The sequence below is a fragment of the Streptomyces sp. NPDC054866 genome (genome assembly GCF_053610745.1).
Window position 1 is genome coordinate 759,221 of sequence record NZ_JBSGZA010000003.1, and the last position, 15,791, is coordinate 775,011.

A 15,791-nucleotide genomic window follows, 5' to 3' on the forward strand; every position below is an offset into this window, starting at 1 on the left:
GCGGCCGTTCGGGGGACCGCAGGGAACGGACGACGGCCGCCCTCCTCGGGGGAGAACGGCCGTCGCGGCGTGCGTGCTGCTGGTGTGTCAGGCGTTGACGCAGGTGTTGCCGAACGCCGGGTTCAGCAGACCGATGACGTTGACGGTGTTGCCGCAGGCGTTGACCGGGATGTGGACCGGGATCTGGACGGCGTTGCCCGAGATGACACCGGGGGAGTTGACGGCAGCCCCGTTGGCGCCGGCGTCGGCGGCGGCGATGCCGGCGCTGCCGGCCATGGCGGCCACGGCAACGGTGGAGAGGGCGAGGGCCTTCGCGGTACGCGACATGGAGAGTTGCTCCTTGGTCAGTTGATGCATCGGCAGGGCGGGGTGCCCGGCCCATGGATCAACGGACGTCGCCCGCTTGAGTTGTGGGCCCAAAAGGGTGATCTGTCGGCGCAGGGTTTACGCGACGGCTTCCTGGCCGTGCTTCAGGCGGGCTCCGAGCGTTACGCACTTCACGTTTCCGACACACTTGTCAGCCTTCCTGGATTAATACAAAAAGCAGCTACTGTTGTTCTCCTCCTGAAGCCATTTGAAAGAACAAGTGCGGGAAGTTACGAGTCGAGTGTGACTGTCGCATTGAATTCTCCCTCCTGGTTCGGAACCTTTCCCGAAAGGGCAACGCCGGTCATGCGTAATTCCGTGGGCCCCTTGCTGCGTCGTGCGACGCCGTGCGCCCTTTCCCTCGCGTACGACGGCGACCGCGGTACGACCAGAGCGCGAGGACGCCCGCGTACGCCGACACGCTCGGATACGACTCCGACATCTTCCGCCTCGACGGGGGCCTCAAGGCCGACCGAAAGGGCCTGCTCATCCGACTCGCCTCGCGGCGAGAGTCCGCGTGGGCCGGTGTGCTCTTCGCCGCTGTGGACGCGAAGCGGTAGCGCACCACCTTCCCCCTGAGCAAGGCGCCGTGCATGCAACTGTCATCAAATGACCACCGGCTGAGCGTCCTTCATGTCGCCCAGCCCGTCGACGGCGGAGTGGCCCGCGTGGTCACCGACCTGGTGAAGTCCCAGCTGTCCACCGGGATGCGGGTCGACGTGGCGTGCCCGGACAGCGGCTGTCTGCCGGATGCCGTGCGCGGCCTGGGAAGCGGCGTACATGGCTGGGCGGCGGCCCGCTCCCCGGGGGCCGGGCTGGCGGAGGAGGTACGGCGTATCGCCCGCATCGTCGACGAGCTCCGGCCGGACGTCGTACACGCGCACAGCGCCAAGGCCGGGCTCGCCGTCCGGCTCGCCCTGCGCGGCAAGGTGCCCACGGTCTTCCAGCCGCACGCCTGGTCCTTCGAGGCCGTCGGCGGCGTGACCGCGGGGCTCGCCCGGCGCTGGGAACGCTTCGGGGCGCGCTGGGCCGCGCACGTGGTCTGCGTCAGCGAGGCGGAGCGGCTCACCGGGCAGCGGGCCGGGATCGACGCGCGCTGGTCCGTGATCCCGAACGGGGTCGACGTCGAGCGCTTCCGCCCCATGGCCGCGCAGGCGGCGCGGACCGCCCTGGGCCTCGCCGAGGAGGAACCCCTGGTGGTCTGCGTGGGACGGCTGTGCCGGCAGAAGGGGCAGGACGTCCTGCTGCGGGCCTGGGCGTCCGTCGCCGAGCGGATGCCGCTCGCCCGGCTCGTCCTCGTCGGGGACGGCCCTGGCGCGGCCGGTCTGCGCGAACAGGCGCCCGCCTCCGTGCGGTTCGTCGGAGACGTCGAGGACGCCACCCCCTGGTACCGGGCGGCCGACCTCGTGGTCCTGCCCTCCCGGTGGGAGGGCATGGCCCTCGTACCCCTGGAGGCGATGGCCTGTGCCCGGCCCGTGGTGGTCAGCGACGTGGACGGCGCGCGCGAGAGCCTGCCGCCCGGACTCGCCCCCCACGGCCTCGTTCCCGCACAGGATCCGCAGGCGCTGGCGCGAGCCCTCGTCGGACTGCTCGGCGATCCGCCGCTGCGTGAATCCCTCGGCCGTGCGGCGCACCGCCACGTTCTGAACACCCACGATGTGCGGCACACCGCGGACGCTGTCGCGGCCGTGTACCGCGAGCTACTGGGCGTGGGGCCCATCAAGTGCAGGGAGTCCATCAACCCGTGAGTGCGGAACGAACCGTCGCCCCTGCCGCGCAGCCACGGGCGGCCGACCATGCCATCGCCACCGCCTCGGTCATCCCTCCCCGCGGGGCCGGGGGCCGCCGCAGGACGAGCATCCAATGGGGGGCCTCGGCACGCCGCTCATCGGCCATCCCCCTCTTCGCCGTCGACTGCAGCGCCGCCCTCCTCGGCACCGTGCTGCTCACCGACCCGCAGCGCCACCCCCTCCTTGTGGCCCTGCTCCTCGCCGCGGTGACCGGCCTGAACGCGCGCGCCGCGCTCTACCGCCCGCTCGCCGTGCCCCGTGCCCTCGACGAACTGCCCTCGCTGGCCTGGCAGGCCCTGCTGAGCTGGTGCGCCGTGGGGCTCCTGGCCGCGAGCGTCTCCGTACTGAGCCCGCTCTCCCTCACCACCCTGTGCACGGCCGCGGCGCTCCAGAGCGTGCTGTGCTGCGCGGGCCGCGGCGCCCTGTACTGGTGGGCGCGCAGAGCGGTGCTCCGCCAGCCGCGCCCGGCCCTGGTGGTCGGCCCCGGCCCTGTCGCGCGGCGCGTGGCGGAGGCGGTGCTCCGCCATCCGCGGGCCGGGGTGCGGCCCGTGGGCATCGTGGGGGACGCGCCTGCCGAGCGCACGGAGTCGGAGGGTGCCGAACTGCCGGTGCTCTCCACGATCGAGGAGCTGCGCCGCGCGGTCATCCAGAACGCCGTACGCACCGTCCTGGTCGTCGGGCCGACCCCGGGCCCCGAGCAGATCGGGTGGCTGCGGACGCTGAGCGGTTCGGGCTGTGACGTATGGGCGGTCGACGCGACGCAGCCGCCGGGCTATGACGCGCCGGGGCGCCAGTCGAGGTCCGGGCAGCTCGCGGGGTTCCCCTGCCGTCCGCTCGCGCCCGTGCGGCGCGGGCACTTCAGCGTCAGCAAGCGTGCCCTGGACCTCGTGACCTCGGGGATCCTGCTGCTGCTCATCAGCCCCGTGCTCCTGGCGTGCGCCGCCGTCCTGCGGGCCACCGACGGCCCCGGGGTCATCTTCCGGCAGGAGCGCATCGGCAAGGACGGGCGGCCGTTCACCCTGCTGAAGTTCCGCACGCACCGGCCCGCCGACCCGCACGAGGCCGCGACCCGGTGGACCGTCGCGGGCGAGCAGCACATGAGACCGTTCTGCCAGTTCCTGCGCCGTACGTCGCTCGACGAGCTTCCCCAGCTGTGGAACGTCCTGCGGGGCGACATGAGCCTGGTCGGGCCCCGGCCCGAACGCCCCTATTTCGTCGGCCAGTTCAGCAAGGCACACCCCGGTTACGCCGAGCGCCACCGCATGCCGACCGGCATCACCGGGCTCGCCCAGATCCAGGGGCTGCGCGGCGACACCTCCATCGAGGACCGGTGCCGCTTCGACAACGCCTACATCGACAGCTGGTCGATCTGGCAGGACCTGTGCATCCTGCTGCGCACCGCCGCCTCCCTCGTACGTCCCACGGGGAGCTGACCCGCGTGAACGGCGCCCCGATCGCGCTCTTCCCGGCCGGTTCGCCGGCCGCCGCACTGTCGTCGGCACTCCGGAGCGCCGGGCCCGTGCTGCCGGTCATGGCCGTGGTCGCGCTGCTCGCGCTGCCCGCGGCGCCGGGCGACGGCGGCTCCGGGGGCGGCACCGTCGCCGACGCGGCCTCCGCCCTGGTGGTGCTCTGGTGCGTGGCCCGCACCGTCTGCGCGGCGCGCAGGCCGCTGACGCGGACCGCCGCCGTCGTGCTCGGTCTGCCGGTGATCGGCATCGCGGTCGCCGCGGTCGGCGCGAGCACCGCGTCCGCCGGGGCGGCCGGCCTGGTGCGCTACCTCCAGATCTTCGTCCTCGTACCGGCCGCGGTCCTGATGTTCGTCCGCGACCGCCGCGACTTCCGCCTGGTGGCCTGGTCCCTCATCGGACTCGCCCTCTTCCAGGGCTCGATCGGCGTCTACCAGTACGTCACGGGCACGGGCGCGAGCTACATGGGATCGGACGTCCGGGCCGTGGGGACCTTCGGCGCGACGGACGTCATGGGAATGTCGACCGTGGTGTCGTACGGAGTGGTGTGCGCGGTCGCCATCGCGCTCGGCCCGGCTTCCGCGAGGCAGCGTCGGGCGGGGCTGAATCAGCGTCAGACGGCGCTAGTGTGCGCGCTGCTCCTGATCGTGCCGCTCGCGCTCTCCTTCAGCCGCGGCGCCTGGATCGCCACCCTCGTGGCCTGCGGTGCGCAACTGGGGCTCGCGGGGGTACGGAACGCGCTGCGGGCCCTCGCGGCTGTTGCGGCCGCCGCCGTGGTCCTCGTGGGCGGGTTCGGCATCGGTACGCAGATGCTGTCGGAGCGCGTCACCAGCATCACGCAGGTCTCCGACGCCCCCGACCAGTCGGTCACCGACCGGTACACCATGTGGGCCGCGGCGGTGGACATGTGGCGTGACGAGCCGGTGACGGGCGTGGGGCTCAAGGCCTTCCCCGACCACCGTGACAGCCACGCGTCGCTCGCCCTCTCCTCGGCCAGCGACACCGCGGGCGCGGGCGCGAAGTTCAGCCGTCAGCCGCTGCTCTCCCCGCACAACATGTACCTGCTCGTCCTCGGCGAGCAGGGGCTGCTCGGCCTGTGCGCGCTGGTGGGCAGCTGGGCCGCGTTCCTGCTGCTCGGCCTGCGGCGGCTCGCCCGGGTGCGCGGAGGCGTCGGTGCGGACTGCGGGCTCGTCGCGTGCGGGCTCCTTGTGTGGCAGCTCGTGGACTTCGCGTACGCCGACATCGGCGGGCCGTCGACGGTGCTCATGGCCGTGGTCCTCGGGCTCGTGGCCTGGTGGGCGCTGTCCGGCCGCGCGCTGTCCACCCCGCTGCCGGGGGAGGTGCCGCGATGACCTCCACCACCCACTCCGTGGACGCGGGAACGGGCGGCAAGGTGCCCGCTCCGGCCACCGAGGCCGGGCCCGTCAAGGGCTCCGACCCCTCCAACGGCTTTCTCGCCAAGGCCGCTCTGATCACCGCGGTCCTCACGGTGGCCGGATCGGTGCTCGGGCTCGTACGTGACCAGGCCCTGGCCCACTTCTTCGGCGCGGGCCCCGAGACCGACGCCTTCCTCGTCGCGTGGACCGTCCCCGAGGTGGCCACCACCCTGCTCATCGAGGACGGCCTCGCGTTCGCGCTCGTCCCCGCCTTCAGCATGGCGCTCGCCCGTCGCGGCCAGGGCGCGCGCCGCGATCCGGTCCGTGCCCTGGTGGCCGCGTCGCTGCCCCGGCTGATGCTGGCCTCCGGAGCCGTCGCGCTGATCCTGATGGCCGGGGCGCCGGTCCTGGTGGACGTCCTCGCGCCGGGGCTGCCCGACCCGCGCCTCGCCGTGGACTGCACGCTGCTCACCGCCACCTGTGTCTTCACGTTCGGCCTCGCCGGGTATTGCAGCGCCGCGCTGCGCGCCCACCGCCGGTTCGTGGCCCCAGCGGGCATCTACGTCTTCTACAACATCGGCATCATCGCCGCGGTGTTCGTCCTCGCCCCCCGCTACGGCGTCCGCGCGGCAGCGCTGGGCGTCGCGGTCGGCGGCGTACTCATGGTGCTCGTCCAGGCCCCCTCGCTCTGGCGGCAGCTCACCCGCGACACGGCCGACGCGCCCGACGAGAGCGCCGGCGGCCCCTCGGCCCCCGCGCTGATGAGCAGCACCCTCATCGCCACCGTGCTGCTCTTCGCGCTGTGCAGGCAGTCGCAGGTGCTCATCGAGCGTTTCCTGGCGTCCTCGCTGCCGTCGGGGGCCATCTCGCACCTCAACTACGCGCAAAAAGTGGCGCAGGTGCCGATGATCCTCTCCCTGATGCTGTGCACGGTCACGCTGCCCGTCGTCGCGCGGGCCCTGGCCGAAGGCGACATCAAGCGCGCCAGGTCGCGCGTCGAGCGGGACCTGGGCCTGGCCGGCTGCGTGGTGCTTCTCGGCACCGCCGTGGTGATCGCCTGCGCGCCGCAGCTCATTCAACTCCTGTTCCAGCGCGGCGCGTTCACCGCCGGGGACACCGTCGCCACGGCGGGCGTGATGCGCGTGTACGCGCTGGGGCTCCTGGGCCACACGCTGGTCGGGGCGCTCACCCGCTCCTACTTCTCCGGCGGGCGTGCCACGTGGTTCCCGCTGGGCGCGATGGCCGTCGGGATCACCGCGACCGCCGGGATCGGCAGCTGGACGGTGGACCTGTGGGGCGTACGCGGCATCGCGCTCGCCAACGCGGCGGGGATCAGCGTCACCGCCTTCGTGCTGCTGTGCGGGATGGGTCCGCGCAATGTGCCGATCCGGGTCCGCGAGGTGGTGGGCGAACTGCTCAAGCCGGTGGCCGCGATGGTGTGCGCCACCGCGGTCGGCTGGGCCCTCGCGAGCTGCGTCGACTCGCCGTTCCCCGCCCTCGCCGCCGGCTCCCCGGCCGTCGTCACCGTCTTCGTCCTGGTGCTCTGGGCCCTGAAGGCCCAGGCCTTCGAGCCCGTACTCCGCTCCGTCACATCCGCCACACGAAAGCTCACGCATGTCCGTTGACACAGCACTCGGTGAGACCTCCCGTTCGCGGCGCTTGCGGCACTGGCTGCCCGAAGCCCCGATGTGGGTGGCGATGTACCACTCCGTGGACAACCGCGCGGACGACCCCTACAAGATCACCGTCTCGCCCGAAAGGCTCGCGGCCCAGCTGCGCTGGCTGCGGAGGCAGGGCCTGCGCGGGGTCAGCATGTCGCGGCTCCTCACGGCGCGTGCCCGTGGCGAGGGGCGCGGCCTGGTCGGCCTCACCTTCGACGACGGGTACACCGACTTCGTCACCAACGCCCTGCCGCTCCTGCACCGCTACGACTTCGACGCCACCGTATTCGTGCTGCCGGGCCGCCTCGCGGGCGACAACGCGTGGGATCCGCTGGGTCCGCGCAAACCGCTGCTCGACGGGGAGGGCATCCGCCGCGCCGCCGCCGAGGGGATGGAGGTCGCCTCGCACGGCCTGACCCACGTCGACCTCACCCGGGCGAGCGACCGGCTGCTGTGGCAGGAGACCAGCGGCAGCCGGGTCGCCCTCTCCGACCTCATCGGCCGCGAGGTCGAGGGCTTCTGCTATCCGTACGGCACCGTCGACCAGCGTGTCGTCGACACCGTACGAGCGGCAGGCTACCGCTACGCGTGCGCGATCTCCCCGGGCTCCCTGACCGGGGTGCACGCCCTGCCGCGCGTCCACATCGGGCAGGAGGACACCGCCCTGCGGCTCCAGCTGAAGCTGCGGCTCAACCGGCTGCGCCGCCGTGCGGTCCGCGAACCGGCGGTGACCGAATGAGAGCCCTGCACATCATCACCGGCCTCGGAGTCGGGGGCGCCGAACAGCAACTGCGCCTCCTCCTGCGCCACTTGCCCGCCACCTGCGACGTCGTGACCCTCACCAATCCGGGTCCGGTCGCCGACGGCCTGACGGCGGACGGAGTGCGCGTCATCCACCTGGGGATGTCCGGCAACCGCGACCTGGGCGCCGTGCCACGCCTCGCCAAGGTCATCCGCGGCGGCGGATACGACCTCGTGCACACCCACCTGTTCCGCGCCTGCCTCTACGGGCGCATCGCCGCACGCCTCGCGGGGACGCGAGCCGTCGTGGCCACCGAACACTCCCTCGGCGACTCGCAGATGGAGGGGAGGTCGCTGACCGCGGGTGTCCGCGCGCTGTACCTGACCGGCGAGCGCCTGGGGCAGGCCACGGTGGCGGTCTCCCCGTCCGTCGCCGAGCGGCTCAGCCGATGGGGGGTCCCGCGGCAGCGCATCCACGTCGTACCGAACGGCATCGACGTCGAGCGGTTCCGCTTCGATCCCCGGGTCCGGATCGCCGCACGTCGTCAACTGGGGCTGCCGGACGAGGCGTTCGTCGTCGGCGGGGTGGGCCGCCTCGCCCCCGGCAAGCGCTTCGACGTCCTGCTGTACGCCCTGGCCGCGCTGCCCCGTGACGTACGCGTGCTGCTGGTGGGCGGCGGCCCGGACGAGGACAGGCTGCGCGCGACGGCTGCCCAACTGGGCGTGGCGGACCGGGTGTTGTTCGCGGGGGAGCGGCCGCACATGTCCACAGCGGCGGACGGCCTCCCCGCGCTCCTCGCCGCCATGGACGTCCTCGCGTCGCCGTCGCCCGAGGAGGCCTTCGGCCTCGCCGTCGTCGAGGGCATCGCCGCCGGTCTGCCGGTGCTCTACGTCCGGTGCCCCGCCGTCGAGGACCTCCCGCCGGACGCCGCCACCGGCGCCGAGCGCGTCACGGGCGACCCGGATTCCTTCGTGCGGGCGTTGCTGCGGGCCCGGTCGGCGGGGCCACGGCCGCGCCTCCCGCTGGAGGCGGCGCACCACTACAGCATCACCCGCAGTGCGGCACAGCTGATGCACGTCTACGAGGCAGCTGCCTCCGGCTCGACCCCGAGAGTGAGTTCCTGATGACCGATACCCTCAGCCGGCGGTTCCGCCCGGCAGGACCGGCCCCGATGCTGGCCCGCGTCAAGCGACTGCCCGCCTGGTGGCTCCTGCCCGCGGGAGCCGCGCTCGGCGCCCTCACCGGCGGTCTGTACGGCGTGGTCAAGACACCCGAGTACACCGCGACGAGCTATGTGATCGCCGTCCCGCAGAAGGACTCCGACCCCACCGCCGCGCTGGGCTTCGCCACGGCGTACGGCCGGGTCGCCACACAGCTCGCGGTGCTCGGCGACGCCCAGGTGGAGTCGCGCGTCTCGCCGCAGACGCTGCGCGAGAGCGTGCGGGCGGCCACGTCGCCCGACGCCCCGATGATCTCCATCTCGGCGACGGCGGCCAAGCCCGGCAAGGCGGCCGACATCGCCAACGCGGTGTCGCGCTCCCTGACCAACAACGCGAACCACACCAAGGACAGCACGCAGGTACGACTTCTCCAGCTCTCCCGCGCGGTCGAGCCGAACGCCCCGGCGTCGGCGTCGGCGCCCATGACCGCCCTGGTGGGCGCCTGCGCGGGAGGTCTGCTCGGCGGGCTCGCCCTCCTCGTGCGCCCCCGCCGCGGCGAGGGCGCATCGCCGGCCCCGGTGCCGGGCCCCGCGCAGTCCGCCGATCTCGACCGGGACCGGTGATGCGGGTGGACCGCGGCGCCCTGACGGTCGAACTCTGCACGGACGAGGGGGAGTTCGGGAGCCTCGCGGCGGCGTGGGCCCGGCTGCACCGCAGGTGCGGGACGGCGACGCCGTTCCAGAGCCATGCGTGGCTGCACTCGTGGTGGCTCTCCTACGGCAGGCGCGGCCGGCTCCGCGTGGTCCTCGTGCGCAGGGACGGCGAGCTCGTCGCCGCGGCGCCGCTGATGCGCGCGTACGTCCCGCTCCCTGCACTCGTGCCGCTGGGCGGCGCGATCTCCGACTTCACCGACGTGCTGCTCGACGACGCCTTCGCCGACGAGGCCGCGGACGCGCTGGCCGACGGCCTGGCGGAACTGGCCCGCGGCGCCCTGATCGACTTCCGCGAGGTCCGGTCGGGAGCCGCCGTGGAGCGCATCTACGAACGCTGGCGCGGACCCCGGCTCCGCCTCGTGGACTCCCTCTGCCTGGAGCTGCCCGCGGCGTCGATGGAGGAACTGCTCGGGCGGCTTCCCGCGCCGCGCGCACAGCGGGCGCGCGCCAAGATCCGGAAGCTGGACAGGCTGGGCGTCGAGCGACGGGTCGTACGGCACGACGAGGTGGACGCATCGGTGCGCACCCTCCTGCGCCTGCACCAACTCCAGTGGCAGGGACGCAAGGTGACCGCCGAGCACCTCCAGGAGCGGTTCTCCGAGCACCTGATCAGGTCGGTCGGGCTCATGGTCAGGTCGGGCGACGCGGTGGTCACCGAGTTCCGGCTCGACGACGCCGTGGTGGCCGCCGATCTGACCCTGCTCTCGCCCCACCTGGTCGGCGGCTATCTGTACGGGGCGCACCCGCGGCTGAGGGAGCGGAAGGTGGACGTGGCGACGATGCTCCTGAACTCCTGTGCGGAGCATGCCGAGGGCGACCGCGGCCGGGTCCTCAGCCTCCTGCGCGGCAACGAACCGTACAAGCACCACTGGCGCCCCGAGGAGGCCGCCAACCACCGGCTGCTCCTCGCCCGCAGGCGCACCGCCCCCGTACTGCGGGCCGCCGCATGGGAAGCGGCGGCCCGCAGCCGGGGCAAGGAGTTCCTGCGGGGGCGCCGGGAACGCAAGGAGCGCTCCTGATCAGCCCCTGACCGGCGCCTGCTTACGGCCGCTTGTACCAGTCGAGGCGCATGCACAGCTTGCCGCCCAGCCAGTGCTCGACCCAGTCGCCCAGGTTCAGCGGGGAACAGTTCGGCGGTGTCGTGGGCTTCGTCGGCTCCGGGGTGGTCGGCTCGGTGCCCGTACGGCCGAAGAGCAGGGAACGGTAGGCCTTGGACGACTTGGGATTGTCCTCGCACTGCCACACGCCATGCGGGCAGTAGTCGGTGACGGTGTTGTAGAGCGGTTTGTGCTCGTCCATCCAGGCGAGCATCTTCCGCATGTACTCGTCGTTGTCGCCGTTTCGGAAAAGGCCCCACTCCGGGTAGGAGATCTCCTTGCCGTGGGCCTTGGCGAATTCCACATGCTCTTTCAAGCCATACGGCTCGCTGACCTGCTCGGCGAAATCCGTGCCCGTCGGCTGGTCGTACGAGTCCATGCCGACGATGTCCACGACGTCGTCACCCGGATAACACTGCGTCCACGGAATGGCGTCCCGGCCCCTGTTCGGCGTGAAGTCGAACTTGAACTTCTGGCCGGGCACCGAACGCATCGTCGTGACGATGCGTTTCCAGTACTTCTTCCAGGATTCCGGGTCGGGACCACATCGATGGGTGTACGTGGTGCCGTTCATCTCCCAGCCGAGCACCACCACGGTGTCCGGAATCTTGAGCTTCACGAGCCGCTCGGCGAGGGCGCGGTAATGCTGGTCGAAATCGCCCGCGGCGCCGCGGCGGAGCAGTGAACGGACCTCCCAGTCGCCGACGTGGTCCTCGTTGCGCTCCATCATGGGGACGTTGAGCACGAAGAGCCGGTCGTCCTTCTCGCGCCGCCACTGAGCCCAGCTCTCGAGGAAGTTCGGCGCCCCCTCGATATTGCTCCACCGGTCGCCCGGCAGATAGGTGTGCCCCACGCGCAGCTCGGCGCCGCCCAGCCATTGGCTGAGCTCGGCCATGCGCTCCACGCCCTGGGGCCCGTAGGTGAGGTAGGCCCCGAACGCGGGGGTGGTGGCCGGGGTCGTCGGGACGGCCGGGGTCGTCGGCACGGCCGGGGTCGGGACCGGGTCCTGACCGACTCCCCACGCGTAGCCGGGGCCGACGGCGAGCGCTGCCGATACGACGATTCCGGTGGCAATCAATGCCGGCCGTTTACTGATGGTCCGGCGTCTCTGCAAGGCCATGGCCGCTCCTCATGCTGCTCCTCCGTCTACTGACACTCAGTCATATGTATTTCTATTGCGCCAATCGAGCCCCTAATCCTTTGGGTGTGCCCATCGCCCGCATGGAGGATCGAATTGAGAGAATTTGGCCGTGCTAACTCTCGACACCCGGGTCCCCGCTGTTCTGCTGCGGATCGACCGGAACCCTTTTCATCACGGCACGCTCGGAGCTGTCCGGTCATTGGGCCGTGCGGGAGTGGAGGTGCACGTGGCGGCCGCGGATTCCGCGGAGAGCCCGGTGCGCAGATCCCGCTATCTGCACCAGACGCACCCTCCGCCGCCGCCGGGCGCGCCACTCCAGGAAATCTCCGCCGTACTGCGCCGCATCTCCCACCGGGTGGGCAGGCCGGCCGTGCTCATTCCGATGGACGACGCGGGCGCCCTCGCCATCGGGCGCCTGCAGAAAGAACTGGCCGACATCTACCTCCTGCCGGACCAGGCGAGCGGACTCGCGGAACGGGTGGCCGACAAGGCGACGCTTGCCCAGCTGTGCGCCTTGGCCGGCATCCCCCACCCGGTGACGCTCATGCCGGAAACACCGGCACAAGCAGCCGCCGCCGTACGGAAGTTGGGGCTCCCCGCGGTGGCGAAGTGGAGCCGCCCGTGGCTGGTCCCCGGCGGCACGGATCTGCGCAGCACGGTCCTGGTGCGGTCGGCGGGCCAGGCCCAGGAGCTCCACCGGCGGAGCGAGGAGGCGGGCAGCCGCCTCCTGCTGCAGGCCTTCCTGCCGGACGGACCCGGCCGCGACTGGTTCGTCCACGGCTACGCCGACCGGGCGGGGGCCGTGCGCGGCGGCGGCTCGGGCCGCAAGCACCGCGCCTGGCCGCGCGGGGCGGGCCTGACGGCGGTGGGCGAGTGGACGCCCGACCCGGGCCTGCGGGCCGGCGTGGAGAGACTGGTCGAAACGCTGGGCTACCGGGGGATCTTCGACCTCGACTTCCGGGTGGACTCCGCGACCGGCGAGCACTGCCTGCTCGACTTCAACCCGCGGCCCGGCGCCCAGTTCCGGCTCTTCGCCGACGGGGCCGACCTGGACGTGGTGCGCGCCCAGCACCTGGACATGACACACCGGCCGCTGCCCACCGCCGCCGTACTCCCGGGCCGCTCGTTCGTCGTGGAGAACTACTCCCCGCTGGCCGCCCTGCGCGTCCTGCTGACGGCGGGGCTGACCTCCACCGCGTCACACCGCCGTGAGCTTGCCTGGCACGCACGCGACGACATGGCGCCCGCGCTCGCCATGTGGGTGCTGTGGTGCCGGCATGTCACGCGGCGGCTGCTCGGCAGGCTGCGGCGGACGGTGCGTCCCGCCGGGCCACCGGGGGAGGGGGTGCGGGTGCGGATGGTGCGCCAGGCGGGCGCGCCCGACAGCTCAGGGCGCGCCGACGACGCCCGTACCGAAGACGAGAGAGCGAGCAGTCGCTGATGTACGACCTGTTGGTTGTCGGAGCCGGCCCCTACGGGCTCTCCATCGCGTCACACGCCGCCGATGCGGGCCTCGACGTACGCGTCTTCGGCAGGCCCATGGCGTCCTGGCGCGACCACATGCCGCAAGGGATGTTCCTGAAGTCGGAGCCCTGGGCGTCGAACCTCTCCGACCCGAGGCGCCGCTACGGCCTCGCCGCGTACTGCGAGCGCAACGGCATGCGGGCCCGGCACGGCGAACCGATCTCCGTGGAGACGTTCGCCTCGTACGGCCTGTGGTTCGCGCGGCACGCCGTACCGGACGTCGACGAACGCATGGTGGCGTCGGTCGGCGCGTGCCCCGGGGGCTTCGAGGTGGTCACCGACGACGGACAGGCCATGCGCGGCCGCACGGTGGCGCTGGCCGTCGGGGTGATCCCCTTCGTCGAGATCCCCTCGGCGCTGCACGGGCTCGGCAGGGAGCACGTCTCGCACAGCAGCCACCACCGGGACCTGGACCGCTTCCGCGACCGGGACGTCACCGTGATCGGCGGGGGCCAGGCGGCTCTGGAGACCGCGGCGCTCCTCGCCGAACAGGGAACCCGCGTGCGCGTGCTCGCCCGGTCGCACCAGCTGAGCTGGAACAGCGTGCCCCCGGCGTGGAAGCGCCCGTGGTGGCAGTCCGCCCGCGCTCCGCACAGCGGCCTCGGCTGCGGATGGCGCAACTGGTTCTACTCCGAGGTGCCGGGCGGCTTCCGGCGGCTTCCCGAGGCCACGCGCACCCGCGTCTCGGCGTCGGCGCTCGGCCCGGCGGGGGCCTGGTGGGTGCGCGACCGGGTCGAGTCACGCGTCGAGGTGCTGCTCGACCACGAGGTCGTCACGGCGTCGGTCGCGGCGGGCCGGGTGCGGCTCGCGACCGTGCGCAACGCGAGCGGGGGCCCGGACTTCGACACCGACCACGTCATCGCGGCCACCGGCTTCAAGGCCACGAGCGCCCGCCTCGGACTGCTGGCCCCGGACGTGCGCGGCAGCCTGGCGGTGAACGCCGCCGACGAGCCCTGCGCCTCCGCCGAGTTCGAGTCCTCGTACCCCGGTCTGTTCCTTGCGGGCCTGGTGACGGCGTCCAGCTTCGGCCCGGCCATGCGCTTCGTGCACGGGGCGTCCTTCACGGCGCGTCGGCTGGTACGGGGCGTTCGCCGCAGCCTGCGGCGGGGGCCGCTCGACGCCCCTGTCCGTCAAGCACCGAGTGGGAACCTCACCTCTCGGGAACTCGATCAGGTGATGCCGTCGGCGAACGGGTGAATCGGTTCTTCGTCCACGGCTCAGGTGGTGGACTCTGTCGTCATGGGACGGGCCTGGTTGCCCTCCGCCAGCCGTCGGCGTCTTCGCCGTAGGTCGGCAACACCCCCCTTCGCGGGCCGGCCCCCCTCCCGTTCTGGCGGGGAAGAGACCCTCGGGTGTCTCTTCCCCGCCAGCGGCATGTCCGGGGCGCTAGCGGCGCGATGAGGCGAACCCGCGGCGGTACAGGATCCCTCCGCCGACCAGCAGAGCGGCGCTCGCGGCTGCGGCGGCCAGGAGGTCCTGGTCGCTTCCGGTCGCGGCGAGCCCAGTGGCGGCGTGCGGCGCCTCGTGGGCGGCCGACGGCAGCTGCCGAGCGGTCGAGGTCGACGACGCGACGTACTGCGGCTGCTGCTGGCCGGCCTTCCCCGGCGGGACGGCGCGCTCGTTCGGCGGCTCGACGGCCCGCGGAGGCGTCTCGTGCGAAGGCGGCGTCTCGTGCGAGGGAGGCGTCTCGTGCCCGTGCCCCGGGGGAGTCGGCGCGGCCGCTCCGTTGGCGCAGCCGTTGCCGCCGGCCGGGTTGAGCAGGCCGACCACGTCCACGGTGTTGCCGCAGGCGTTGACCGGAACGTCAGCGGGCGCCTGCGCGTTGTTGCCCGAGCCGATGCCCGGCGAGTTGGCGGCCTCGCTCCGGGCCAGCGACTGGGTGCCCGCGTGCGTGCCCGAGTACGCGTCCCTCTCCGGAGTGTGGCCGTAACCCGCTCCGTCGTCCGACCGGGGGGCCGTTCGCTCCTGCGTCGCCGTGCGCTCCGGAGCACCGGCGTGCTCCTTGTGGGAGCCCCCGGCGGTCGCGCAGTTGTTGCCCATGGCGGGGTTGCCCACGCCGACCACGTTCGCGCTGTTGCCGCAGGCGTTCACCGGCACCTCCACGGGGGCCTGCACGTTGTTCCCCGACAAGATCCCGGGCGAATTCGCCGCCACGGCGTCCCCGCCCGCGGCGAACGCGTTCGAGCCGGACAGGGAGAGGATGCTGCTCGCGGCCGCGGTCGCGAGCATCCCTTTACCAATGACCTGTCGCATCTAGTTGTCTTCCTCTGAGCAGTGGAAAGCCGGCCTTGGAGTCGTAGCGACTGTCCAAGGCCGGCCATGAAAGAGAGCCAGGTGGCTGGGTGCTACCTCAGGTGTTGACGCAGGTGTTGCCGAAGGTCGGGTTCAGCAGCGCGATCACGTTCACGCTGTTGCCGCACAGGTTGACCGGGATGTGGACCGGGACCTGGACGACGTTGCCGGAGAGAACGCCCGGGGACCCGACGGCCGCACCCTCGGCACCGGCGTCGGCGAACGCGGGGGCCGCCATGCTCATGGCCATCACGACACCAGCGATGATCGTCGCGCTCTTCTTGTGCTTCACAGATGTTCCCTTCTCTGTGGTCATGCCGATCTGGCAGTCGAAACCGAGCGAGCACTTGATTGATGTCTCGCACCATGACCCGCAGCCTGCAAACGAGTTGAGGGTCGGTAAGAAACCACCGGTCTCGACCGTTCAGTAAATTCACCCGAATTACCGCATTCAAAAATGAAG

At 72.2% G+C, this 15,791-nt stretch carries 15 protein-coding genes; 11 read left to right on the plus strand and 4 right to left on the minus strand.

The features are described 5' to 3' along the window. Positions 1-87: 87 nt before the first annotated feature. Positions 88-327: a chaplin gene (locus ACWGI2_RS18845; RefSeq protein ID WP_453397719.1), complete on the minus strand. Its 240-nt coding sequence runs from the start codon at positions 325-327 to the stop codon at positions 88-90. Positions 328-713: 386 nt separating this feature from the next. Between ACWGI2_RS18845 and ACWGI2_RS18850 the strand changes: the two genes are divergently transcribed. From ACWGI2_RS18850 to ACWGI2_RS18890, 9 genes are all read left to right on the plus strand, one after another. Beyond that, the gene (locus ACWGI2_RS18850; RefSeq protein WP_453696404.1) at positions 714-926 is read left to right on the plus strand and encodes a hypothetical protein; all 213 of its coding nucleotides are present in this window, start codon (positions 714-716) and stop codon (positions 924-926) included. Between the two features lie 33 nt (positions 927-959). Next, the gene (locus tag ACWGI2_RS18855; RefSeq protein WP_453696406.1) at positions 960-2,114 is read left to right on the plus strand and encodes a glycosyltransferase; all 1,155 of its coding nucleotides are present in this window, start codon (positions 960-962) and stop codon (positions 2,112-2,114) included. Next, positions 2,111-3,589 (plus strand): sugar transferase, encoded by a 1,479-nt coding sequence (locus ACWGI2_RS18860; RefSeq protein WP_453696408.1) that lies wholly within the window; start codon positions 2,111-2,113, stop codon positions 3,587-3,589. The genes ACWGI2_RS18855 and ACWGI2_RS18860 overlap by 4 nt, the downstream gene beginning before the upstream one ends. 98 nt (positions 3,590-3,687) lie before the next feature. Next, the gene (locus tag ACWGI2_RS18865; RefSeq protein ID WP_453696768.1) at positions 3,688-4,974 is read left to right on the plus strand and encodes an O-antigen ligase family protein; all 1,287 of its coding nucleotides are present in this window, start codon (positions 3,688-3,690) and stop codon (positions 4,972-4,974) included. Further along, complete coding sequence (murJ, locus tag ACWGI2_RS18870) at positions 4,971-6,623, plus strand: murein biosynthesis integral membrane protein MurJ (protein ID WP_453696410.1); 1,653 nt, start codon at positions 4,971-4,973, stop codon at positions 6,621-6,623. The genes ACWGI2_RS18865 and murJ overlap by 4 nt, the downstream gene beginning before the upstream one ends. A 61-nt stretch (positions 6,624-6,684) precedes the next feature. Continuing rightward, the gene (locus ACWGI2_RS18875; protein ID WP_453696769.1) at positions 6,685-7,398 is read left to right on the plus strand and encodes a polysaccharide deacetylase family protein; all 714 of its coding nucleotides are present in this window, start codon (positions 6,685-6,687) and stop codon (positions 7,396-7,398) included. Beyond that, complete coding sequence (locus ACWGI2_RS18880) at positions 7,395-8,525, plus strand: glycosyltransferase (protein WP_453696411.1); 1,131 nt, start codon at positions 7,395-7,397, stop codon at positions 8,523-8,525. Before ACWGI2_RS18875 ends, ACWGI2_RS18880 begins: the two co-directional genes overlap by 4 nt. Next, complete coding sequence (locus ACWGI2_RS18885; protein ID WP_453696412.1) at positions 8,525-9,184, plus strand: lipopolysaccharide biosynthesis protein; 660 nt, start codon at positions 8,525-8,527, stop codon at positions 9,182-9,184. Before ACWGI2_RS18880 ends, ACWGI2_RS18885 begins: the two co-directional genes overlap by 1 nt. Next, complete coding sequence (locus ACWGI2_RS18890; protein ID WP_453696413.1) at positions 9,184-10,293, plus strand: GNAT family N-acetyltransferase; 1,110 nt, start codon at positions 9,184-9,186, stop codon at positions 10,291-10,293. The genes ACWGI2_RS18885 and ACWGI2_RS18890 overlap by 1 nt, the downstream gene beginning before the upstream one ends. 22 nt (positions 10,294-10,315) lie before the next feature. Here the strand turns inward: ACWGI2_RS18890 and ACWGI2_RS18895 are convergent, their stop codons facing one another. After that, positions 10,316-11,491: a glycoside hydrolase family 26 protein gene (locus ACWGI2_RS18895; RefSeq protein WP_453696415.1), complete on the minus strand. Its 1,176-nt coding sequence runs from the start codon at positions 11,489-11,491 to the stop codon at positions 10,316-10,318. A 130-nt stretch (positions 11,492-11,621) separates the two neighbouring features. On the opposite strand from ACWGI2_RS18895, the gene ACWGI2_RS18900 reads away from it, so the two are divergent. Then, positions 11,622-12,953 carry a carboxylate--amine ligase gene (locus ACWGI2_RS18900; RefSeq protein ID WP_453696416.1) on the plus strand — a complete coding sequence of 444 codons (1,332 nt, stop codon included), beginning with the start codon at positions 11,622-11,624 and terminating at the stop codon, positions 12,951-12,953. Beyond that, the gene (locus tag ACWGI2_RS18905; RefSeq protein ID WP_453696417.1) at positions 12,953-14,233 is read left to right on the plus strand and encodes an NAD(P)-binding domain-containing protein; all 1,281 of its coding nucleotides are present in this window, start codon (positions 12,953-12,955) and stop codon (positions 14,231-14,233) included. Before ACWGI2_RS18900 ends, ACWGI2_RS18905 begins: the two co-directional genes overlap by 1 nt. A 189-nt stretch (positions 14,234-14,422) precedes the next feature. Here ACWGI2_RS18905 and ACWGI2_RS18910 read toward each other — a convergent pair whose 3' ends face one another. Both ACWGI2_RS18910 and ACWGI2_RS18915 read right to left on the minus strand, forming a co-directional pair. Continuing rightward, complete coding sequence (locus ACWGI2_RS18910) at positions 14,423-15,289, minus strand: chaplin (protein ID WP_453696418.1); 867 nt, start codon at positions 15,287-15,289, stop codon at positions 14,423-14,425. A 97-nt stretch (positions 15,290-15,386) separates the two neighbouring features. Further along, the gene (locus ACWGI2_RS18915; RefSeq protein ID WP_453696420.1) at positions 15,387-15,644 is read right to left on the minus strand and encodes a chaplin; all 258 of its coding nucleotides are present in this window, start codon (positions 15,642-15,644) and stop codon (positions 15,387-15,389) included. Positions 15,645-15,791 lie beyond the last annotated feature (147 nt).